We start from the raw sequence: 17,153 nt of genomic DNA, 5'->3' as shown, positions 1-17,153 counted from the left end.
GAGAGCTCCGATTAAGCGGTTGCGAGCGTTAGATGCCCGATCGGCTCGGCTGCTGGCCGTACCTTGATTTCGATGTCGTAGCCGAGGCGATTCAGACAATCCATCAGCTTGCGTTCGGATAGATTGGTGAAGTCGCCGCGCATCATGCCCGACACCTTCGGTTGCGGGATGCCCATGCGTTTGGCCGCCGCTTGTTGAGTCAGCCCAAGGGCGCGCATGGCCCTCCTGATCTCGACCACCAGGCCGGTCTTGATCTTGAGCTTTTCAGCGTCAGGCAGTCCAAGGTCGGCAAAGACGTTGCCCGAGCTGCGCTGAACCTCGACGCCTTCAATGATTCGTTTTTGCATTTCGTAGCTCCTGTGCCAATACCTCGGCCACCTTCAGCCGAGCGCGGATGATGTCCATGTCGGCCTTTGGCGTGGCGATTCCGCTCTTGCTCTTCTTCTGGAAGCAGTGCAGGACGAACACCGCTTCCGCAAACTTGACCGTGTATACCGCTCGATAGGTGCCGCCGGCATCGTCTTCGACGACCTCCAGCACGCCGGTACCACCGAACCCCTTGAGCACCTTTGCTGCGTCATCCTGATCGCCTATCTGCGCCAACGAGAGCGCGTAACCGAAACGGCGACGCACGTCGGACGGCAACGCCATCAAATCCTTGTGGCTGCTCGCGATCCATTCGAGCGGTTTTTCTTTGTTTGTCATGACGGAATTTTATACCTGTTCAGGTAATGATGTAAACGCGGCAACCTCAAGGAGGTGTCGTAAAACATTTGTTTTGCGACAGGCTGTCAGCCGCCGCTGTGCTTGTCATTTTCAGAAGACGACTGCACCAGTTGATTGGGCGTAATGGCTGTTGTGCAGCCAGCTCCTGACAGTTCAATATCAGAAGTGATCTGCACCAATCTCGACTATGCTCAATACTCGTGTGCACCAAAGCGAGGTGAGCATGGCGACGGACACCCCACGGATTCCAGAACAAGGCGTGGCCACTCTGCCTGATGAGGCTTGGGAGCGTGCGCGCCGTCGTGCGGAGATCATCAGTCCGTTGGCGCAGTCGGAGACGGTCGGGCACGAAGCGGCCGATATGGCGGCTCAGGCGCTGGGCTTGTCTCGGCGCCAGGTATACGTTCTGATCCGGCGTGCCCGGCAAGGCAGCGGCCTCGTGACGGATCTGGTGCCCGGCCAGTCCGGTGGAGGTAAAGGTAAGGGGCGCTTGCCGGAACCGGTCGAGCGCGTCATCCACGAGCTACTGCAAAAGCGGTTCCTGACCAAGCAGAAGCGCAGCCTAGCGGCCTTTCACCGCGAAGTCACTCAGGTGTGCAAGGCTCAAAAACTGCGAGTGCCGGCGCGCAATACCGTGGCCTTACGGATCGCTAGCCTTGACCCGCGCAAGGTCATCCGCCGGCGGGAAGGCCAGGATGCCGCTCGTGACCTACAAGGTGTGGGCGGCGAGCCTCCTGCCGTGACCGCGCCGCTGGAGCAGGTGCAGATAGACCATACGGTCATCGACCTGATCGTGGTCGATGACCGCGACCGGCAACCTATTGGCCGCCCGTACCTGACCCTCGCCATCGACGTGTTCACCCGCTGCGTGCTCGGCATGGTCGTCACGCTGGAAGCGCCGTCTGCCGTTTCGGTTGGCCTGTGCCTCGTGCATGTCGCCTGCGACAAGCGCCCTTGGCTGGAAGGACTGAACGTGGAAATGGATTGGCAGATGAGCGGCAAGCCCTTGCTGCTCTACCTAGACAACGCGGCCGAGTTCAAGAGCGAGGCCCTGCGCCGGGGTTGCGAGCAGCATGGCATCCGGCTGGACTATCGCCCGCTGGGACAGCCGCACTATGGCGGCATCGTGGAACGGATCATCGGCACGGCGATGCAGATGATTCACGACGAACTGCCGGGAACGACCTTCTCCAACCCTGACCAGCGCGGCGACTACGATTCCGAAAACAAGGCCGCCCTGACGCTGCGCGAGCTAGAGCGCTGGCTCACATTGGCGGTCGGCACCTACCACGGTTCGGTGCACAACGGCCTGCTCCAACCGCCGGCCGCGCGCTGGGCCGAGGCCGTGGCGCGTGTCGGCGTACCGGCCGTCGTCACACGCGCTACTTCGTTCCTGGTCGATTTTCTGCCGATCCTCCGGCGCACGCTGACCCGCACCGGCTTTGTCATCGACCACATCCACTACTACGCCGATGCGCTCAAGCCGTGGATTGCGCGGCGTGAACGCTGGCCGTCCTTTCTGATCCGGCGCGATCCGCGCGACATCAGCCGTATCTGGGTCCTGGAACCGGAGGGACAGCATTACCTGGAAATTCCCTACCGTACCTTGTCGCATCCGGCTGTCACCCTCTGGGAACAACGGCAGGCGCTGGCGAAACTGCGGCAGCAAGGGCGCGAACAGGTGGATGAGTCGGCGCTGTTCCGCATGATCGGCCAGATGCGTGAGATTGTGACCAGCGCGCAGAAGGCCACACGCAAGGCGCGGCGTGACGCGGATCGCCGCCAGCACCTCAAGACATCAGCTCGGCCGGACAAGCCCGTTCCGCCGGATACGGATATTGCCGACCCGCAGGCAGACAACTTGCCACCCGCCAAACCGTTCGACCAGATTGAGGAGTGGTAGCCGTGGACGAATATCCCATCATCGACCTGTCCCACCTGCTGCCGGCGGCCCAGGGCTTGGCCCGTCTTCCGGCGGACGAGCGCATCCAGCGCCTTCGCGCCGACCGCTGGATCGGCTATCCGCGCGCAGTCGAGGCGCTGAACCGGCTGGAAGCCCTTTATGCGTGGCCAAACAAGCAACGCATGCCCAACCTGCTGCTGGTTGGCCCGACCAACAATGGCAAGTCGATGATCGTCGAGAAGTTCCGCCGCACCCACCCGGCCAGCTCCGACGCCGACCAGGAGCACATCCCGGTGTTGGTCGTGCAGATGCCGTCCGAGCCGTCCGTGATCCGCTTCTACGTCGCGCTGCTCGCCGCGATGGGCGCGCCGCTGCGCCCACGCCCACGGTTGCCGGAAATGGAGCAACTGGCTCTGGCACTGCTGCGCAAGGTCGGCGTGCGCATGCTGGTGATCGACGAGCTGCACAACGTGCTGGCCGGCAACAGCGTCAACCGCCGGGAATTCCTCAACCTGCTGCGCTTCCTCGGCAACGAACTGCGCATCCCGTTGGTTGGGGTAGGCACGCGCGACGCCTACCTAGCCATCCGCTCCGATGACCAGTTGGAAAATCGCTTCGAGCCGATGATGCTGCCGGTATGGGAGGCCAACGACGATTGCTGCTCACTGCTGGCCAGCTTCGCCGCTTCGCTCCCGCTGCGCCGGCCTTCCCCAATTGCCACGCTGGACATGGCTCGCTACCTGCTCACACGCAGCGAGGGCACCATAGGGGAACTGGCGCACTTGCTGATGGCGGCGGCCATCGTCGCCGTGGAGAGCGGCGAGGAAGCGATCAACCATCGCACACTCAGCATGGCCGTTTACACCGGACCCAGCGAGCGGCGGCGGCAATTCGAGCGGGAACTGATGTGAAGCCTGCGCCGCGCTGGCCGCTGCATCCCGCCCCGAAAGAAGGCGAGGCGCTGTCCTCATGGCTCAACCGCGTGGCCCTTTGCTATCACATGGAGGAGCCCGACCTGCTGGAGCACGATCTTGGTCACGGCCAGGTCGATGACCTGGACACCGCGCCACCACTCTCGCTGCTGGCGTTGCTTTCCCAGCGGAGCGGCATCGAGCTGGACCGGCTGCGCTGTATGAGTTTCGCCGGATGGGTGCCTTGGCTACTGGACAGCCTTGATGACCAGACTCCAGACGCCTTGGAAACCTATGCGTTTCAGCTCTCGGTGTTGCTGCCAAGACTCCGCCGTAAGACGCGATCCATCACGAGCTGGCGTGCCTGGCTGCCCAGCCAGCCGATAAACCGCGCCTGTCCGCTCTGCCTGAGCGATCCGGAGAACCAAGCCGTACTGCTCGCGTGGAAGCTGCCCCTGATGCTGAGCTGCCCGCTGCATGGCTGCTGGCTGGAATCCTATTGGGGCGTGCCAGGGCGGTTTCTCGGCTGGGAGAACGCCGACGCCGAACCGCGCACCGCCAGCGACGCGATTGCGGCGATGGACCAGCGTACCTGGCAGGCACTGACAACCGGTCACGTGGAGCTGCCGCGCCGACGCATCCACGCCGGATTGTGGTTTCGACTTCTTCGCACGCTGCTCGATGAGCTGAACACCCCGCTTTCCGCGTGCGGAACCTGCGCGGGGTATCCCCGCCAAGTCTGGGAAGGCTGCGGGCATCCGCTGCGTGCTGGGCAAAGTCTGTGGCGACCGTATGAAACCCTGAATCCGATAGTACGGTTACAGATGCTGGAGGCGGCGGCAACGGCAATCAGCTTGATTGAGGTGAGGGACATCAGCCCGCCAGGCGAGCAGGCAAAGCTATTCTGGTCCGAGCCCCAAACCGGGTTCACCAGTGGCCTGCCGACGAAAGCGCCGAAGCCCGAGCCCATCAATCACTGGCAGCGTGCAGTCCAGGCCATCGACGAGGCCATCATTGAAGCGCGACACAACCCCGAGACGGCACGCTCGCTGTTCGCGTTGGCTTCCTATGGTCGGCGCGATCCCGCTTCCTTGGAACGGTTGCGCGCCACCTTCGTGAAGGAAGGCATCCCGCCGGAATTTCTGTCACATTACCTGCCTGATGCACCCTTTGCATGTCTTAAACAAAATGACGGGTTAAGTGACAAATTTTGACGGATAGAGCTTTCCGGCTCACACTGTCACATAATCGAACGTTTGTGATACATGCTGATCGGATATGCCCGCGTCTCCAAAGCCGATGGCTCGCAGTCTCTCGACCTGCAGCACGACGCCTTGCGCGCCGCAGGTGTCGAACGGGACAATATCTATGATGATCTTGCTTCCGGCGGTCGTGATGATCGCCCTGGCTTGACTGCCTGCCTCAAGTCATTGCGTGACGGCGATGTGCTGGTGGTCTGGAAGCTCGATCGCCTCGGACGATCGCTTGCCCATCTGGTCAACACGGTGAAGGAGCTGTCAGACCGCAAGATCGGCCTGCGGGTTCTGACTGGAAAGGGCGCTCAGATCGACACCACGACTGCGTCCGGTCGCATGGTGTTCGGAATCTTCGCCACCTTGGCCGAGTTCGAGCGGGATCTGATCCGAGAGCGCACCATGGCGGGTCTCGCCTCCGCGAGAGCGCGCGGTCGCAAGGGCGGACGAAAATTCGCGCTCACCAAAGCTCAGGTGCGTCTCGCGCAAGCCGCCATGGCCCAGCGCGATACTTCAGTTTCCGATCTCTGCAAGGAACTCGGCATCGAGCGCGTCACTCTCTACCGATATGTCGGTCCCAAAGGCGAGCTCAGAGACCATGGAAAGCATGTTCTCGGACTTACGTAGCAACTCGTTTCTTTTCGCAGGTTGAGCCACCTCCGCGCTTCATCAGAAAACTGAAGGAACCTCCATTGAATCGAACTAATATTTTTTTTGGTGAATCGCATTCTGACTGGTTGCCTGTCAGAGGCGGAGAATCTGGTGATTTTGTTTTTCGACGTGGTGACGGGCATGCCTTCGCGAAAATCGCACCTGCTTCCCGCCGCGGTGAGCTCGCTGGAGAGCGTGACCGCCTCATTTGGCTCAAAGGTCGAGGTGTGGCTTGCCCCGAGGTGATCAACTGGCAGGAGGAACAGGAGGGTGCATGCTTGGTGATAACGGCAATTCCGGGAGTACCGGCGGCTGATCTGTCTGGAGCGGATTTGCTCAAAGCGTGGCCGTCAATGGGGCAGCAACTTGGCGCTGTTCACAGCCTATCGGTTGATCAATGTCCGTTTGAGCGCAGGCTGTCGCGAATGTTCGGACGCGCCGTTGATGTGGTGTCCCGCAATGCCGTCAATCCCGACTTCTTACCGGACGAGGACAAGAGTACGCCGCAGCTCGATCTTTTGGCTCGTGTCGAACGAGAGCTACCGGTGCGGCTCGACCAAGAGCGCACCGATATGGTTGTTTGCCATGGTGATCCCTGCATGCCGAACTTCATGGTGGACCCTAAAACTCTTCAATGCACGGGTCTGATCGACCTTGGGCGGCTCGGAACAGCAGATCGCTATGCCGATTTGGCACTCATGATTGCTAACGCCGAAGAGAACTGGGCAGCGCCAGATGAAGCAGAGCGCGCCTTCGCTGTCCTATTCAATGTATTGGGGATCGAAGCCCCCGACCGCGAACGCCTTGCCTTCTATCTGCGATTGGACCCTCTGACTTGGGGTTGATGTTCATGCCGCCTGTTTTTCCTGCTCATTGGCACGTTTCGCAACCTGTTCTCATTGCGGACACCTTTTCCAGCCTCGTTTGGAAAGTTTCATTGCCAGACGGGACTCCTGCAATCGTCAAGGGATTGAAACCTATAGAAGACATTGCTGATGAACTGCGCGGGGCCGACTATCTGGTATGGCGCAATGGGAGGGGAGCAGTCCGGTTGCTCGGTCGTGAGAACAATCTGATGTTGCTCGAATATGCCGGGGAGCGAATGCTCTCTCACATCGTTGCCGAGCACGGCGACTACCAGGCGACCGAAATTGCAGCGGAACTAATGGCGAAGCTGTATGCCGCATCTGAGGAACCCCTGCCTTCTGCCCTTCTCCCGATCCGGGATCGCTTTGCAGCTTTGTTTCAGCGGGCGCGCGATGATCAAAACGCAGGTTGTCAAACTGACTACGTCCACGCGGCGATTATAGCCGATCAAATGATGAGCAATGCCTCGGAACTGCGTGGGCTACATGGCGATCTGCATCATGAAAACATCATGTTCTCCAGTCGCGGCTGGCTGGTGATAGATCCCGTCGGTCTGGTCGGTGAAGTGGGCTTTGGCGCCGCCAATATGTTCTACGATCCGGCTGACAGAGACGACCTTTGTCTCGATCCTAGACGCATTGCACAGATGGCGGACGCATTCTCTCGTGCGCTGGACGTCGATCCGCGTCGCCTGCTCGACCAGGCGTACGCTTATGGGTGCCTTTCCGCAGCTTGGAACGCGGATGGAGAAGAGGAGCAACGCGATCTAGCTATCGCGGCCGCGATCAAGCAGGTGCGACAGACGTCATACTAGATATCAAGCGACTTCTCCTATCCCCTGGGAACACATCAATCTTACCGGAGAATATCGTTGGCCAAAGCCTTAGCGTAGGATTTCGCCCTCTCCCGCAAACGACCCCATGGCGGCCGAAACCCTCTACCGCGAAGGTCGCCTGAGCGTCAGCGCGATCGGCGAGAAGCTGCACATCTCCAAGAGCACGCTGTACAGCTACCTGCGCCACCGTGGTGTCGAGATCGGCGCGTACCAGAAGAGCGCCAGGTCACGCGACCAGCAGCCTTCGGCCGCGTCGCCGGCAGAGCCGCCCGCCGCCGAGCGGGTGGCCACCGTCACCCTGCGCCTCGCGGTGGTGAATAACAGCAAGTTCGTGCGCGGCCGGAAGCGGGCCACGGAGAACATTGAGCGCTACTGCCTGGAGCCCTATGGCATGAAGCGGCTGGATGCCGGCCACTATGAGTTGACCATTCCGTATCGGAGCGACGATGAGCTGGACAAGAGCGTGCATGACCTGCTGACCGAGATCAGCCAGGAGGCCGACATGCGCAACTGTTTTGTCGAGATGGGCGCCTGGGAAGAAGACACCGAAAAGCGTTGGTAGGGCTTACGTTGGTTTTTGGTTCCATTGCTCCCCAAACCCCGTATAGTGTTTTGCAGTTTAGAGGAGATATCGCGATGCATACGCGGAAGGCAATAACGGAGGCGCTTCAAAAACTCGGAGTCCAAACCGGTGACCTCTTGATGGTGCATGCCTCACTTAAAGCGATTGGTCCGGTCGAAGGAGGAGCGGAGACGGTCGTTGCCGCGTTACGCTCCGCGGTTGGGCCGACTGGCACTGTGATGGGATACGCGTCGTGGGACCGATCACCCTACGAGGAGACTCTGAATGGCGCTCGGCTGGATGACGAAGCCCGCCGTACCTGGCTGCCGTTCGATCCCGCAACAGCCGGGACTTACCGTGGGTTCGGCCTGCTGAATCAATTTCTGGTTCAAGCCCCCGGCGCGCGGCGCAGCGCGCACCCCGATGCATCGATGGTCGCGGTTGGTCCGCTGGCTGAAACGCTGACGGAGCCTCACGAACTCGGTCACGCCTTGGGGGAAGGATCGCCCGTCGAGCGGTTCGTTCGCCTTGGCGGGAAGGCCCTGCTGTTGGGTGCGCCGCTAAACTCCGTTACCGCATTGCACTACGCCGAGGCGGTTGCCGATATCCCCAACAAACGGTGGGTGACGTATGAGATGCCGATGCTTGGAAGAGACGGTGAAGTCGCCTGGAAAACGGCATCGGATTACGATTCAAACGGCATTCTCGATTGCTTTGCTATCGAAGGAAAGCCGGATGCGGTTGAAACTATAGCAAATGCTTACGTGAAGCTCGGTCGCCATCGAGAAGGTGTCGTGGGCTTTGCTCAGTGCTACCTGTTCGACGCGCAGGACATCGTGACGTTCGGCGTCACCTATCTTGAGAAGCATTTCGGAACCACTCCGATCGTGCCTCCGCACGAGGCCGTCGAGCGCTCTTGCGAGCCTTCAGGTTAGAGGCCGTCGACAATGATAATCTGGATCAACGGACCTTTCGGCGCCGGAAAGACGACGCTCGCTAAGCGGCTGCGCGATCGGCGTTCCAAATCGCTGATCTTTGACCCCGAGGAAATCGGGTTCGTGGTGAAAGAAACGGTCCCCATGCCAGCGAGCGGAGACTATCAGGATCTCCCCTTGTGGAGGGGACTTACGATCGCGGCGGTCAGGGAGATTCGAAGGAATTACTCGCAGGACATCATCATCCCAATGACGCTCGTGCACCCGGACTATCTGACTGAGATACTCGACGGGGTAAGGCGGATCGACGATCAGCTGCTGCACATCTTTCTGACGCTCAACGAGGACCTATTGCGTCACCGGATCGCGAACCAGACCATGCATCCTGACCCGAATCGAAATGCGGAGATTCGAGAGTGGCGATTAGCGAATGTCGCCCGATGCTTGGCCGCAAGGGAACGGCTTCCATGCACAACCCGTGTTCTCGATAGTGGTGCACACACCAGCGATGAACTCGCAGCGATGGTGCTCGACGGAATCGATGGGCGCACCTGATCGCCTTCGACGCCTGCGCAAAGCGTAGCGCGAGGGTGGCGGGCTCACGACCAAACGCCCAGAGGTCGATCATCGCAGGGATGTTTGGCTTTGTGGTGCGGACGACGGGACTCGAACCCGTACTCTCACAGAGAAGCAGATTTTCGTACCACCTCGACTTTCGCCGCCGTCTGATGACGTTCGTGGTCTGGACTGTCCCTTCGCCATTGCCCGAAGGCTTTAGGCGCCGCCCGTCCAGTCTCTACACCTTCCCCCGAAGGGGCTTGGCTCGGGATTGGCTTAGGGTATTGCCCGTTAGCGTTCCCCGACTTTGAGCGGTTCTACTCCGCGGATTTCCCCGCGGGCACTCCAATTTTAAAGTCTGCTGCGTCTACCGATTTCGCCACGTCCGCCTTTTTTCGCCGTTCCTAGCGCTCGTGCGATGCACCTATGTTGCACCTAGCGCCGAATCGTTCTTCGTCATCCTGAAAAACCACGTCTCCTAAAGCCTTGCATAGCTTATCTTTTCTCCACCACGAACTTTTTTGTGGGATGGTAGAAAAAAAGACTTTTTAAGTCCGCTGGCTTGCCAGGCCTTGTTAGCTTGTACGGTCATGGTTATCGGGTAAAGAATATTGACGGCATCGCTGGTGTCGGTGGCTGAAAAGCCGGCTCCCATCAGGGCAATAGCCATTTCAGATGCAGGCGTACAGGGCAATGGTCAACAGCTACAGCCTGTCTGACGATTCCGGCGTCATGGCTGCGGCGGCTATCACGCATTTTTTGTTCGGTCAGGCGGTGTTTTCGTACCTCAATGGTTGGAGCGTGTTGATCGGACCTGGTACAGGTTTGGACAGCACGGGCTGCAAATACGCAAGGGATTTAATGGGCCTGGTGGCGTTCACGGCTTTTATCGTGACGTTTCTGTTCAGGGGCTACTCATAATCTCGTGGCTCGGCGGTTCCCGGCACACCATGACAGTAAGGAAGGACCCTGTGTCTCAACTCTCCCAGCTTCGAAGCCCCGCCGCCGTGCAGGCTGCCATCGATGAGTTCGTGCAACTGGGCCGCACGAAATTCCTGGCGCGCCACGGCTACGGCAAGTCCCGCGACTTCCTGGTACGTGATCCGAAGACCGGCACCGATTGCGATTCCAAGGCCATCGCCGGTGTGGCCTTCGGCAAGCAATTTCCCGAGCAGGGCCCGCTCACTGCTGACAGCTTCTCCGGTGGCGAGGCGACCGTCGTTCCGGCGCTGACGCGGCTCGGGTTTCGCATCATTCGCATCGGCGAAGACTGGTCCGAAGAAGAGGTCCTGGCCACGGTCGAAGACTATTTCGACATGCTGCGTGCCGAGGCGGCTGGGGAGCCGTACAACAAGTCCGAGCACAACCAGGCACTGCGCCAACTGCTGAACGGTCGCAGCAAGTCTTCAGTCGAGCTCAAGCACCAGAACATTAGCGCCGTACTCGATGCCCTGGGCCTGCCCTATATCAACGGCTACAAGCCACGCGGCAACAGCCAACTGCTGCTGCGTAAATCCGTACACGCCTACGTTCTGGAACATCAGCAGACGGTCGGCGCTCTTGTCGATGCCCTGGAGGAGGTAAAACTTCCGGGTGACAAAACCTACCGAGCGGCTTTGGTAGAACCACCCGCCCGTGAAGTGCTTGTGCGTACCCCGGCATCTCTACGGCAACGCCTACCGCGAAAGTTCGATTATGCCGCTCGCGATGAAGCCAACCGCAAGCTGGGCCGGGCAGGGGAGCAGTGGGTGATTGGCTACGAACAGCAACGCCTGACCGAGCTCGGCCACCCAGAGCTTTTTCAGCGGCTGGATTGGGTGTCCGACACCCAGGGAGACGGTGCGGGGTTCGACATCCTGTCGTTCGAAGAGGACGCCCATGAGCGCTTCATCGAGGTGAAAACCACCAATGGCGGGGTAGGCTCGTCTTTCTTGGTCAGCCACAACGAACTCGAATTCTCCAAGGAGGCGGGCGATCAATTCCATCTGTATCGCGTGTTCCAGTTTCGGGACGGTCCGCGCCTGTTCACGCTACCCGGCGACCTCAGCCAACATGTGCATCTCAAGCCGACGGACTACCGGGCGAGTTTCCGGAGTTTGGTGGGGTAAAGGCAGGGTTCTGTTGAGCCGAATGGCTGTGTGCGGCCGATTCTGTTGAAAAAGTAGCGGCCTCCCCATGCCGTTGGCAAAATTGCTTTGTCAGCGAGCGTGGGGGCGAACAGCATGATGGGACAGTTACCGGGAGGACAGCAGCGCCTGTTCTACTCGTTCAATCTGGAAGATCACGTCCCGGCCCAACATCTCCTGCGCAGCATCGACCAGTGCTTGGATCTCAGTGATCTACGTGCCTACCTGGCAGATTTCTATAGCCCCATCGGGCGTCCCTCGATTGACCCGGAGTTGATGGTGCGCATGCTGGTCGTCGGCTACTTGCTATGGCATTCGTTCCGAGCGGCGATTGTGCGAAGAGGTGCACCTGAACCTGGCCTATCGCTGGTTCTGCCGGTTGGGTCTGGAAGACGAAGTCCCCAATCACTCGACCTTCTCGAAGAATCGCCATGGGCGTTTTCGTGACAGCGATCTATTCCGCTGGTTATTCAATGAGGTGCTGCGGCGCTGCATGGCAGCCGGCCTAGTCAAGGGTGAAGGTTTCGCCGTCGACGCCAGCATCATTAAGGCGGATGCCAGCCGGCAACGTGGGGTGGCGGGAGATGAGGTCGATTGGAACGATCCAAAGCTCAGCAGCCGCGCAGTGCGCGAGTACCTCGAAGCCCTTGATGAAGAGGCGCTGGCTGAGGCTCTTCCCAAGAAAATTTCGCTCACTGATCCTCAGTCCCGTTGGACAGCAGCGCCAGGTGGCCCGGCCTTTTTTGCCTACTCCACGAATTACCTGATCGACACTGAGCACGGTGTGATCATGGACGTGGAAGCTACCCCGGCGCACCGTACCGCCGAAGTCGATTCGACTAGGACGATGGTCGAGCGTGTCGAGGCGCAGTTCGATCTCACACCGGAACGCCTTATCGGCGATACCGCTTATGGCACCGCCCCGATGCTGGCCTGGATGGTCGAAGAAAAGGACATCGAACCGCATGTGCCGGTGTGGGACAAGACCGAGCGCAAGGACGACAGCCTCTCCAGTAACGACTTTCACTGGAGTCAGGACGCCAATGAATATCGCTGCCCAGCCGGCAAACCGCTACGCAGTGAATGGCGCGCCTTCACCCAGCAAAGGTCGCGGGTAACTAAGGCCAAAACCGTCATTTACCGCTCCAGCCAAACCGACTGCGCCACCTGCCCGTTGAAAGCGAAATGCTGCCCCAACACGCCGAATCGGAAGATCGTCCGCAGCATCCATGAGGCTGCCCGCGACGTGGCTCGACGCATCGCCAAGACACCGGAGTACCTCGTCTCTCGCTGCGAACGAAAGAAGGTGGAGATGCTTTTCGCCCACCTCAAACGGATCATGAAACTCGACCGTTTACGACTGCGTGGCCTAACGGGTGCCACTGACGAATTCACCTTGGCTGCGATGGTGCAGAACCTGCGCCGCATGGCCAAGCTTTTGCCTCAAGGGCCACCGCTGACGGGATAGGTATGCCTGCTACGAGCAGAAACCCTCAAATTAACCCTTAAACCTGAGCAAGGACGCTCAGTGAAACGCCGGAAGGCAACTTGAAGTGGCTTGCAGCCACTTCGACAGCAGGCACACCTGATCGGCAGGCTGCCGCTAAAGCTACTTTTTCAACAGAATCGGCCGATTTGTGCCGGTCGTCAAGGACCGCTTCGGATCACTCTCAACCGGATCGCGGGCCAGCTGATTTGCTAAAACCCGCGCCAAACTCAACGAAGGATTTCGCATGATCCGTTTTTTTTGGCGATCACGCTCGGCCTGATGGTTGGCTGCTCGTCGAGTTCAAGTTCGATCTGATCAGTGAGCGGTAGCGCAAGTGGATCGCCTCAGCCAAGCAGCGTTGTTGCCGGCGGCCGGAAGAAAGCCTTGAACTAGTAGCGGAAAGGATGAAACTTTATTTTTACGATTCTCAGCATTTTCCAAGGTTGAGCGAAAATTAGGATGATACTTTAATGATTCCGGCCTCCATCCCCACAAAACGCTTGCAGATGGCAGAATTGAAATAAGTCATTGTTTTAAATGGATTTTTGCAGGAATTGCTACGTTGCAGGGTCCTGTAGTTAGGATGACACTTTATTTTCCTCCCACAAGTCCACCAATTTGCAACGCGATGCGCTCATCGCCGCTGGTGTGAGCCTTGCGCACCTTTACGAGGATCTGGCCTCGGGCAGGCGCGATGATCGCCCAGGGTTGGCTGCTTGCCTGAAGGCGCTTCGTGAAGGGGACACGCTGATCGTGTGGAAGCTCGATCGGCTTGGCCGTGATCTGCGCCACCTGATCAACACCGTGCACGACCTAACTGCGCGTAGCGTGGGCCTGAAGGTCCTGACCGGTCACGGTGCGGCGGTCGACACGACGACTGCCGCCGGCAAGCTTGTGTTCGGTATTTTTGCCGCGCTGGCCGAGTTCGAGCGTGAGTTGATTTCCGAGCGAACAGTCGCTGGACTTATCTCGGCGCGCGCTCGCGGCAGGAAAGGGGGGCGCCCCTTCAAGATGACCGCCGCCAAGCTACGCCTGGCGATGGCCAGCATGGGGCAACCGGAAACCAAGGTGGGCGATCTCTGCGAAGAACTCGGGATTACCCGGCAGACGCTCTACCGGCACGTGTCGCCCAAGGGCGAACTGCGGCCAGACGGCGTAAAGCTGCTCTCCCTCGGTTCAGCCGCATAAATGGAGGCGACCTGGAACGGGGCGCTGTTCAGTGCGGCAACGATCCGATTACCGGTGTCGACCCAGAGCAGCCGTAGAGCTTTTGGGAAAGCTGTCGTTCAACGTTTGACATGAGGGGCGGCCAAGGGCGCCAGCCCTTGGACGTCCCCCTCGATGGAAGGGTTAGGCATCACTGCGTGTTCGCTCGAATGCCTGGCGTGTTTGAACCATGTACACGGCTGGACCATCTGGGGTGGTTACGGTACCTTGCCTCTCAAACCCCGCTTTCTCGTAGCATCGGATCGCTCGCAAGTTGCTCGGCGACGGGTCCGTTTGGATCTTGGTGACCTCGGGATCATTGAACAGCAACTCAACCAGTGCTCGAACCAGCTTGGTTCCCAAGCCTTTGCCCAGTTGTGATGCATTCGCCAGTGACTGGTCTATTCCGCGTACTCCTGGATCGGTTTCTTCTTCCCACCATCCGTCCCCGCTTCCAAGAGCAACGTACGACTGGGCATACCCAATCGGCTCTCCATTCAGCATTGCAATGTATGGAGTGACGGACTCTTGCGCTAAAACGCTTGGCAAGTACTGTTCCTGTACGTCAGCAAGTGTCGGGCGTGCTTCTTCTCCGCCCCACCACTCGACGATATGAGATCGATTTAGCCACTCATAGAGCATCGCAAGGTCATGCTCAGTCATGAGGCGCAGTGTGACGGAATCGTTGCTGTTGGTCACGATGCTGTACTTTGTGATGCCTAACGCTAAGTTCAGCGGCAGTTTGTAAGTTGCGCGTTGTGGAATACTTTGCGAAGCAAACCACAAAAGCGCAACTTACAAACTGTCCAGCCACGTAGTGGCGTGCTGCAACGACTTGTTAGAAATTTAGTTGCTTGGTTTTGATGGTTTTTTACTTTCGTTTAACCCTTTAACCGCCTGCTCTAATGTAAGTTTCAAGAGTGATGCGTCTCCAACTTCACTGTGACTTGGAACAACCAGTTTTGCCTTACCATATTTGGACTTTAATAATTTGGCGGACTTTGGCCAAGCTTCTATATTTGCGTCACCCAAATTGCCTAAACCGTACGGTTTAATAAAACAACCACCGAATAATATTTTCCTTTCAGGCAGCCAAACCACTACGTTATCTGGAGTGTGTCCCGGGCCTGGATAAAAAACTTCAATTTTATTTTTAACTAGCCAATAGTTAACTCCGCTAAATGAATTTGTGGCTTGAACCTTGCCGTCTTTTTTAAGCAGTTCATTTGTTAATTCAGATGCATACGTGGGGATAGATCGAGAATTAAGCCACTCTATTCCGCCCGTGCTGTCGCTATGAAAATGAGAGGAAATACTGCCTTTTATTTTATAGCCACGCTCCACAAACCAAGTGACTAACTTTTCAGTATCTTTAGCCGTAAATGGAGTGTCAATTAGATAAGCCTCAGCATTTACAAGAACCACCAAACCATGTTTAGGAACAACGCCCCACCCGTTAACTTCTTCAAACGAAGTATGAACATAAACGCCTTCATCAAGCTTTTCAATTTTTAAATCTGGCAAAGACTCTGCTGCGGTAGCAATGCTGCAAAACAAAAATATAAAGAATACAGATAACTTGCTCATACTTTTCCTTTTCTAACTTTGTTTTAGGGCGACTGCCCTGCTGCGTAACATCGTTGCTGCTCCATAACATCAAACATCGACCCACGGCGTAACGCGCTTGCTGCTTGGATGCCCGAGGCATAGACTGTACAAAAAAACAGTCATAACAAGCCATGAAAACCGCCACTGCGCCGTTACCACCGCTGCGTTCGGTCAAGGTTCTGGACCAGTTGCGTGAGCGCATACGCTACTTGCATTACAGCTTACGAACCGAACAGGCTTATGTCCACTGGGTTCGTGCCTTCATCCGTTTCCACGGTGTGCGTCACCCGGCAACCTTGGGCAGCAGCGAAGTCGAGGCATTTCTGTCCTGGCTGGCGAACGAGCGCAAGGTTTCGGTCTCCACGCATCGTCAGGCATTGGCGGCCTTGCTGTTCTTCTACGGCAAGGTGCTGTGCACGGATCTGCCCTGGCTTCAGGAGATCGGAAGACCTCGGCCGTCGCGGCGCTTGCCGGTGGTGCTGACCCCGGATGAAGTGGTTCGCATCCTCGGTTTTCTGGAAGGCGAGCATCGTTTGTTCGCCCAGCTTCTGTATGGAACGGGCATGCGGATCAGTGAGGGTTTGCAACTGCGGGTCAAGGATCTGGATTTCGATCACGGCACGATCATCGTGCGGGAGGGCAAGGGCTCCAAGGATCGGGCCTTGATGTTACCCGAGAGCTTGGCACCCAGCCTGCGCGAGCAGCTGTCGCGTGCACGGGCATGGTGGCTGAAGGACCAGGCCGAGGGCCGCAGCGGCGTTGCGCTTCCCGACGCCCTTGAGCGGAAGTATCCGCGCGCCGGGCATTCCTGGCCGTGGTTCTGGGTTTTTGCGCAGCACACGCATTCGACCGATCCACGGAGCGGTGTCGTGCGTCGCCATCACATGTATGACCAGACCTTTCAGCGCGCCTTCAAACGTGCCGTAGAACAAGCAGGCATCACGAAGCCCGCCACACCGCACACCCTCCGCCACTCGTTCGCGACGGCCTTGCTCCGCAGCGGTTACGACATTCGAACCGTGCAGGATCTGCTCGGCCATTCCGACGTCTCTACGACGATGATTTACACGCATGTGCTGAAAGTTGGCGGTGCCGGAGTGCGCTCACCGCTTGATGCGCTGCCGCCCCTCACTAGTGAGAGGTAGGGCAGCGCAAGTCAATCCTGGCGGATTCACTACCCCTGCGCGAAGGCCATCGGTGCCGCATCGAACGGCCGGTTGCGGAAAGTCCTCCCTGCGTCCGCTGATGGCCGGCAGCAGCCCGTCGTTGCCTGATGGATCCAACCCCTCCGCTGCTATAGTGCAGTCGGCTTCTGACGTTCAGTGCAGCCGTCTTCTGAAAACGACAGTGCTACCTGTGCAACACCCCCTCAAAAATGTACGGAAAACTCTATCGCTATTCACTATTATGCGGAAACCTGTTTTTGATGGTTATCCGCCTATGTTGGTTGGCTACATGCGCGTGTCGTCGGACTCCGACCGCCAGAGCACGGACTTGCAGCGCGACGCGCTGCTCGCCGCCGG

The 17,153-nt window shown here is 58.4% G+C and carries 17 protein-coding genes and 3 pseudogenes; 15 read left to right on the top strand and 5 right to left on the bottom strand.

Translation table 11 applies throughout. The annotated features are described in order from the left end of the window. Positions 1-11 precede the first annotated feature (11 nt). On the bottom strand, positions 12-347 hold the full coding sequence (locus tag ACNFBR_RS21880) for a helix-turn-helix domain-containing protein (RefSeq protein ID WP_001172026.1): 336 nt from the start codon (positions 345-347) through the stop codon (positions 12-14). Then, on the bottom strand, positions 328-705 hold the full coding sequence (locus ACNFBR_RS21875) for a type II toxin-antitoxin system RelE/ParE family toxin (RefSeq protein WP_042933781.1): 378 nt from the start codon (positions 703-705) through the stop codon (positions 328-330). The genes ACNFBR_RS21880 and ACNFBR_RS21875 overlap by 20 nt, the downstream gene beginning before the upstream one ends. Before the next feature lie 244 nt (positions 706-949). On the opposite strand from ACNFBR_RS21875, the gene ACNFBR_RS21870 reads away from it, so the two are divergent. The 9 genes and pseudogenes from ACNFBR_RS21870 to ACNFBR_RS21830 all read left to right on the top strand — a co-directional run bounded on the left by ACNFBR_RS21870 (position 950) and on the right by ACNFBR_RS21830 (position 9,198). After that, positions 950-2,629: a Mu transposase C-terminal domain-containing protein gene (locus tag ACNFBR_RS21870; protein ID WP_000179844.1), complete on the top strand. Its 1,680-nt coding sequence runs from the start codon at positions 950-952 to the stop codon at positions 2,627-2,629. A 2-nt stretch (positions 2,630-2,631) separates the two neighbouring features. Beyond that, positions 2,632-3,540 carry a TniB family NTP-binding protein gene (locus tag ACNFBR_RS21865; protein ID WP_003155746.1) on the top strand — a complete coding sequence of 303 codons (909 nt, stop codon included), beginning with the start codon at positions 2,632-2,634 and terminating at the stop codon, positions 3,538-3,540. Further along, positions 3,537-4,754 (top strand): TniQ family protein, encoded by a 1,218-nt coding sequence (locus ACNFBR_RS21860; RefSeq protein ID WP_416736731.1) that lies wholly within the window; start codon positions 3,537-3,539, stop codon positions 4,752-4,754. Before ACNFBR_RS21865 ends, ACNFBR_RS21860 begins: the two co-directional genes overlap by 4 nt. Positions 4,755-4,805: 51 nt before the next feature. After that, on the top strand, positions 4,806-5,420 hold the full coding sequence (locus ACNFBR_RS21855) for a recombinase family protein (protein WP_000904906.1): 615 nt from the start codon (positions 4,806-4,808) through the stop codon (positions 5,418-5,420). A 65-nt stretch (positions 5,421-5,485) separates the two neighbouring features. Beyond that, entirely contained in the window at positions 5,486-6,289 is an 804-nt protein-coding gene (aph(3'')-Ib, locus tag ACNFBR_RS21850) for an aminoglycoside O-phosphotransferase APH(3'')-Ib (RefSeq protein ID WP_001082319.1), read from the top strand. After that, positions 6,289-7,125 carry an aminoglycoside O-phosphotransferase APH(6)-Id gene (locus tag ACNFBR_RS21845; RefSeq protein ID WP_000480968.1) on the top strand — a complete coding sequence of 279 codons (837 nt, stop codon included), beginning with the start codon at positions 6,289-6,291 and terminating at the stop codon, positions 7,123-7,125. Before aph(3'')-Ib ends, ACNFBR_RS21845 begins: the two co-directional genes overlap by 1 nt. Positions 7,126-7,231: 106 nt before the next feature. Next, a pseudogene (locus ACNFBR_RS21840) lies at positions 7,232-7,708 on the top strand (recombinase family protein); the annotation flags it as partial. A 74-nt stretch (positions 7,709-7,782) separates the two neighbouring features. Beyond that, positions 7,783-8,643, top strand: a complete 861-nt coding sequence (gene aac(3)-IId / locus ACNFBR_RS21835) for an aminoglycoside N-acetyltransferase AAC(3)-IId (RefSeq protein ID WP_000557454.1) — start codon at positions 7,783-7,785, stop codon at positions 8,641-8,643. Positions 8,644-8,655: 12 nt separating this feature from the next. After that, a complete protein-coding gene (locus ACNFBR_RS21830) occupies positions 8,656-9,198 on the top strand; it encodes an AAA family ATPase (RefSeq protein WP_000587837.1) in 543 nt (180 codons plus the stop codon). 481 nt (positions 9,199-9,679) lie between these two features. Here the strand turns inward: ACNFBR_RS21830 and ACNFBR_RS21825 are convergent, their stop codons facing one another. Then, positions 9,680-9,871: a hypothetical protein gene (locus ACNFBR_RS21825; protein WP_000951934.1), complete on the bottom strand. Its 192-nt coding sequence runs from the start codon at positions 9,869-9,871 to the stop codon at positions 9,680-9,682. A 23-nt stretch (positions 9,872-9,894) separates the two neighbouring features. Here ACNFBR_RS21825 and ACNFBR_RS21820 point away from each other — a divergent pair, with 23 nt between their 5' ends. The 4 genes and pseudogenes from ACNFBR_RS21820 (at position 9,895) to ACNFBR_RS21805 (ending at position 14,004) form a co-directional block, all read left to right on the top strand. Continuing rightward, on the top strand, positions 9,895-10,122 hold the full coding sequence (locus ACNFBR_RS21820; protein ID WP_000248278.1) for a hypothetical protein: 228 nt from the start codon (positions 9,895-9,897) through the stop codon (positions 10,120-10,122). Between the two features lie 50 nt (positions 10,123-10,172). After that, complete coding sequence (locus tag ACNFBR_RS21815; protein ID WP_000080860.1) at positions 10,173-11,309, top strand: DUF3883 domain-containing protein; 1,137 nt, start codon at positions 10,173-10,175, stop codon at positions 11,307-11,309. Between the two features lie 114 nt (positions 11,310-11,423). After that, positions 11,424-12,795: pseudogene (locus ACNFBR_RS21810) on the top strand (IS1182-like element ISCfr1 family transposase). A 639-nt stretch (positions 12,796-13,434) separates the two neighbouring features. Further along, positions 13,435-14,004: a recombinase family protein gene (locus ACNFBR_RS21805; RefSeq protein ID WP_032495098.1), complete on the top strand. Its 570-nt coding sequence runs from the start codon at positions 13,435-13,437 to the stop codon at positions 14,002-14,004. 162 nt (positions 14,005-14,166) lie between these two features. Here ACNFBR_RS21805 and ACNFBR_RS21800 read toward each other — a convergent pair whose 3' ends face one another. Together ACNFBR_RS21800 and ACNFBR_RS21795 are read right to left on the bottom strand one after the other, a co-directional pair. Further along, the gene (locus tag ACNFBR_RS21800; RefSeq protein ID WP_003159191.1) at positions 14,167-14,721 is read right to left on the bottom strand and encodes an aminoglycoside N-acetyltransferase AAC(6')-Ib4; all 555 of its coding nucleotides are present in this window, start codon (positions 14,719-14,721) and stop codon (positions 14,167-14,169) included. A gap of 147 nt (positions 14,722-14,868) precedes the next feature. After that, complete coding sequence (locus ACNFBR_RS21795; protein ID WP_003159548.1) at positions 14,869-15,609, bottom strand: subclass B1 metallo-beta-lactamase IMP-1; 741 nt, start codon at positions 15,607-15,609, stop codon at positions 14,869-14,871. A 152-nt stretch (positions 15,610-15,761) separates the two neighbouring features. On the opposite strand from ACNFBR_RS21795, the gene intI1 reads away from it, so the two are divergent. After that, positions 15,762-16,775: a class 1 integron integrase IntI1 gene (gene intI1, locus ACNFBR_RS21790; RefSeq protein ID WP_000845048.1), complete on the top strand. Its 1,014-nt coding sequence runs from the start codon at positions 15,762-15,764 to the stop codon at positions 16,773-16,775. 295 nt (positions 16,776-17,070) lie between these two features. After that, positions 17,071-17,153, top strand: a pseudogene (locus ACNFBR_RS21785) (recombinase family protein); the annotation flags it as partial.

It is taken from the genome of Pseudomonas sp. NY11955 (assembly GCF_048068035.1).
Lineage (GTDB): Bacteria > Pseudomonadota > Gammaproteobacteria > Pseudomonadales > Pseudomonadaceae > Aquipseudomonas.
The sequence above is the reverse complement of the archived record's forward strand: the minus strand, read 5'-3'. Positions and strand labels throughout refer to the sequence as shown.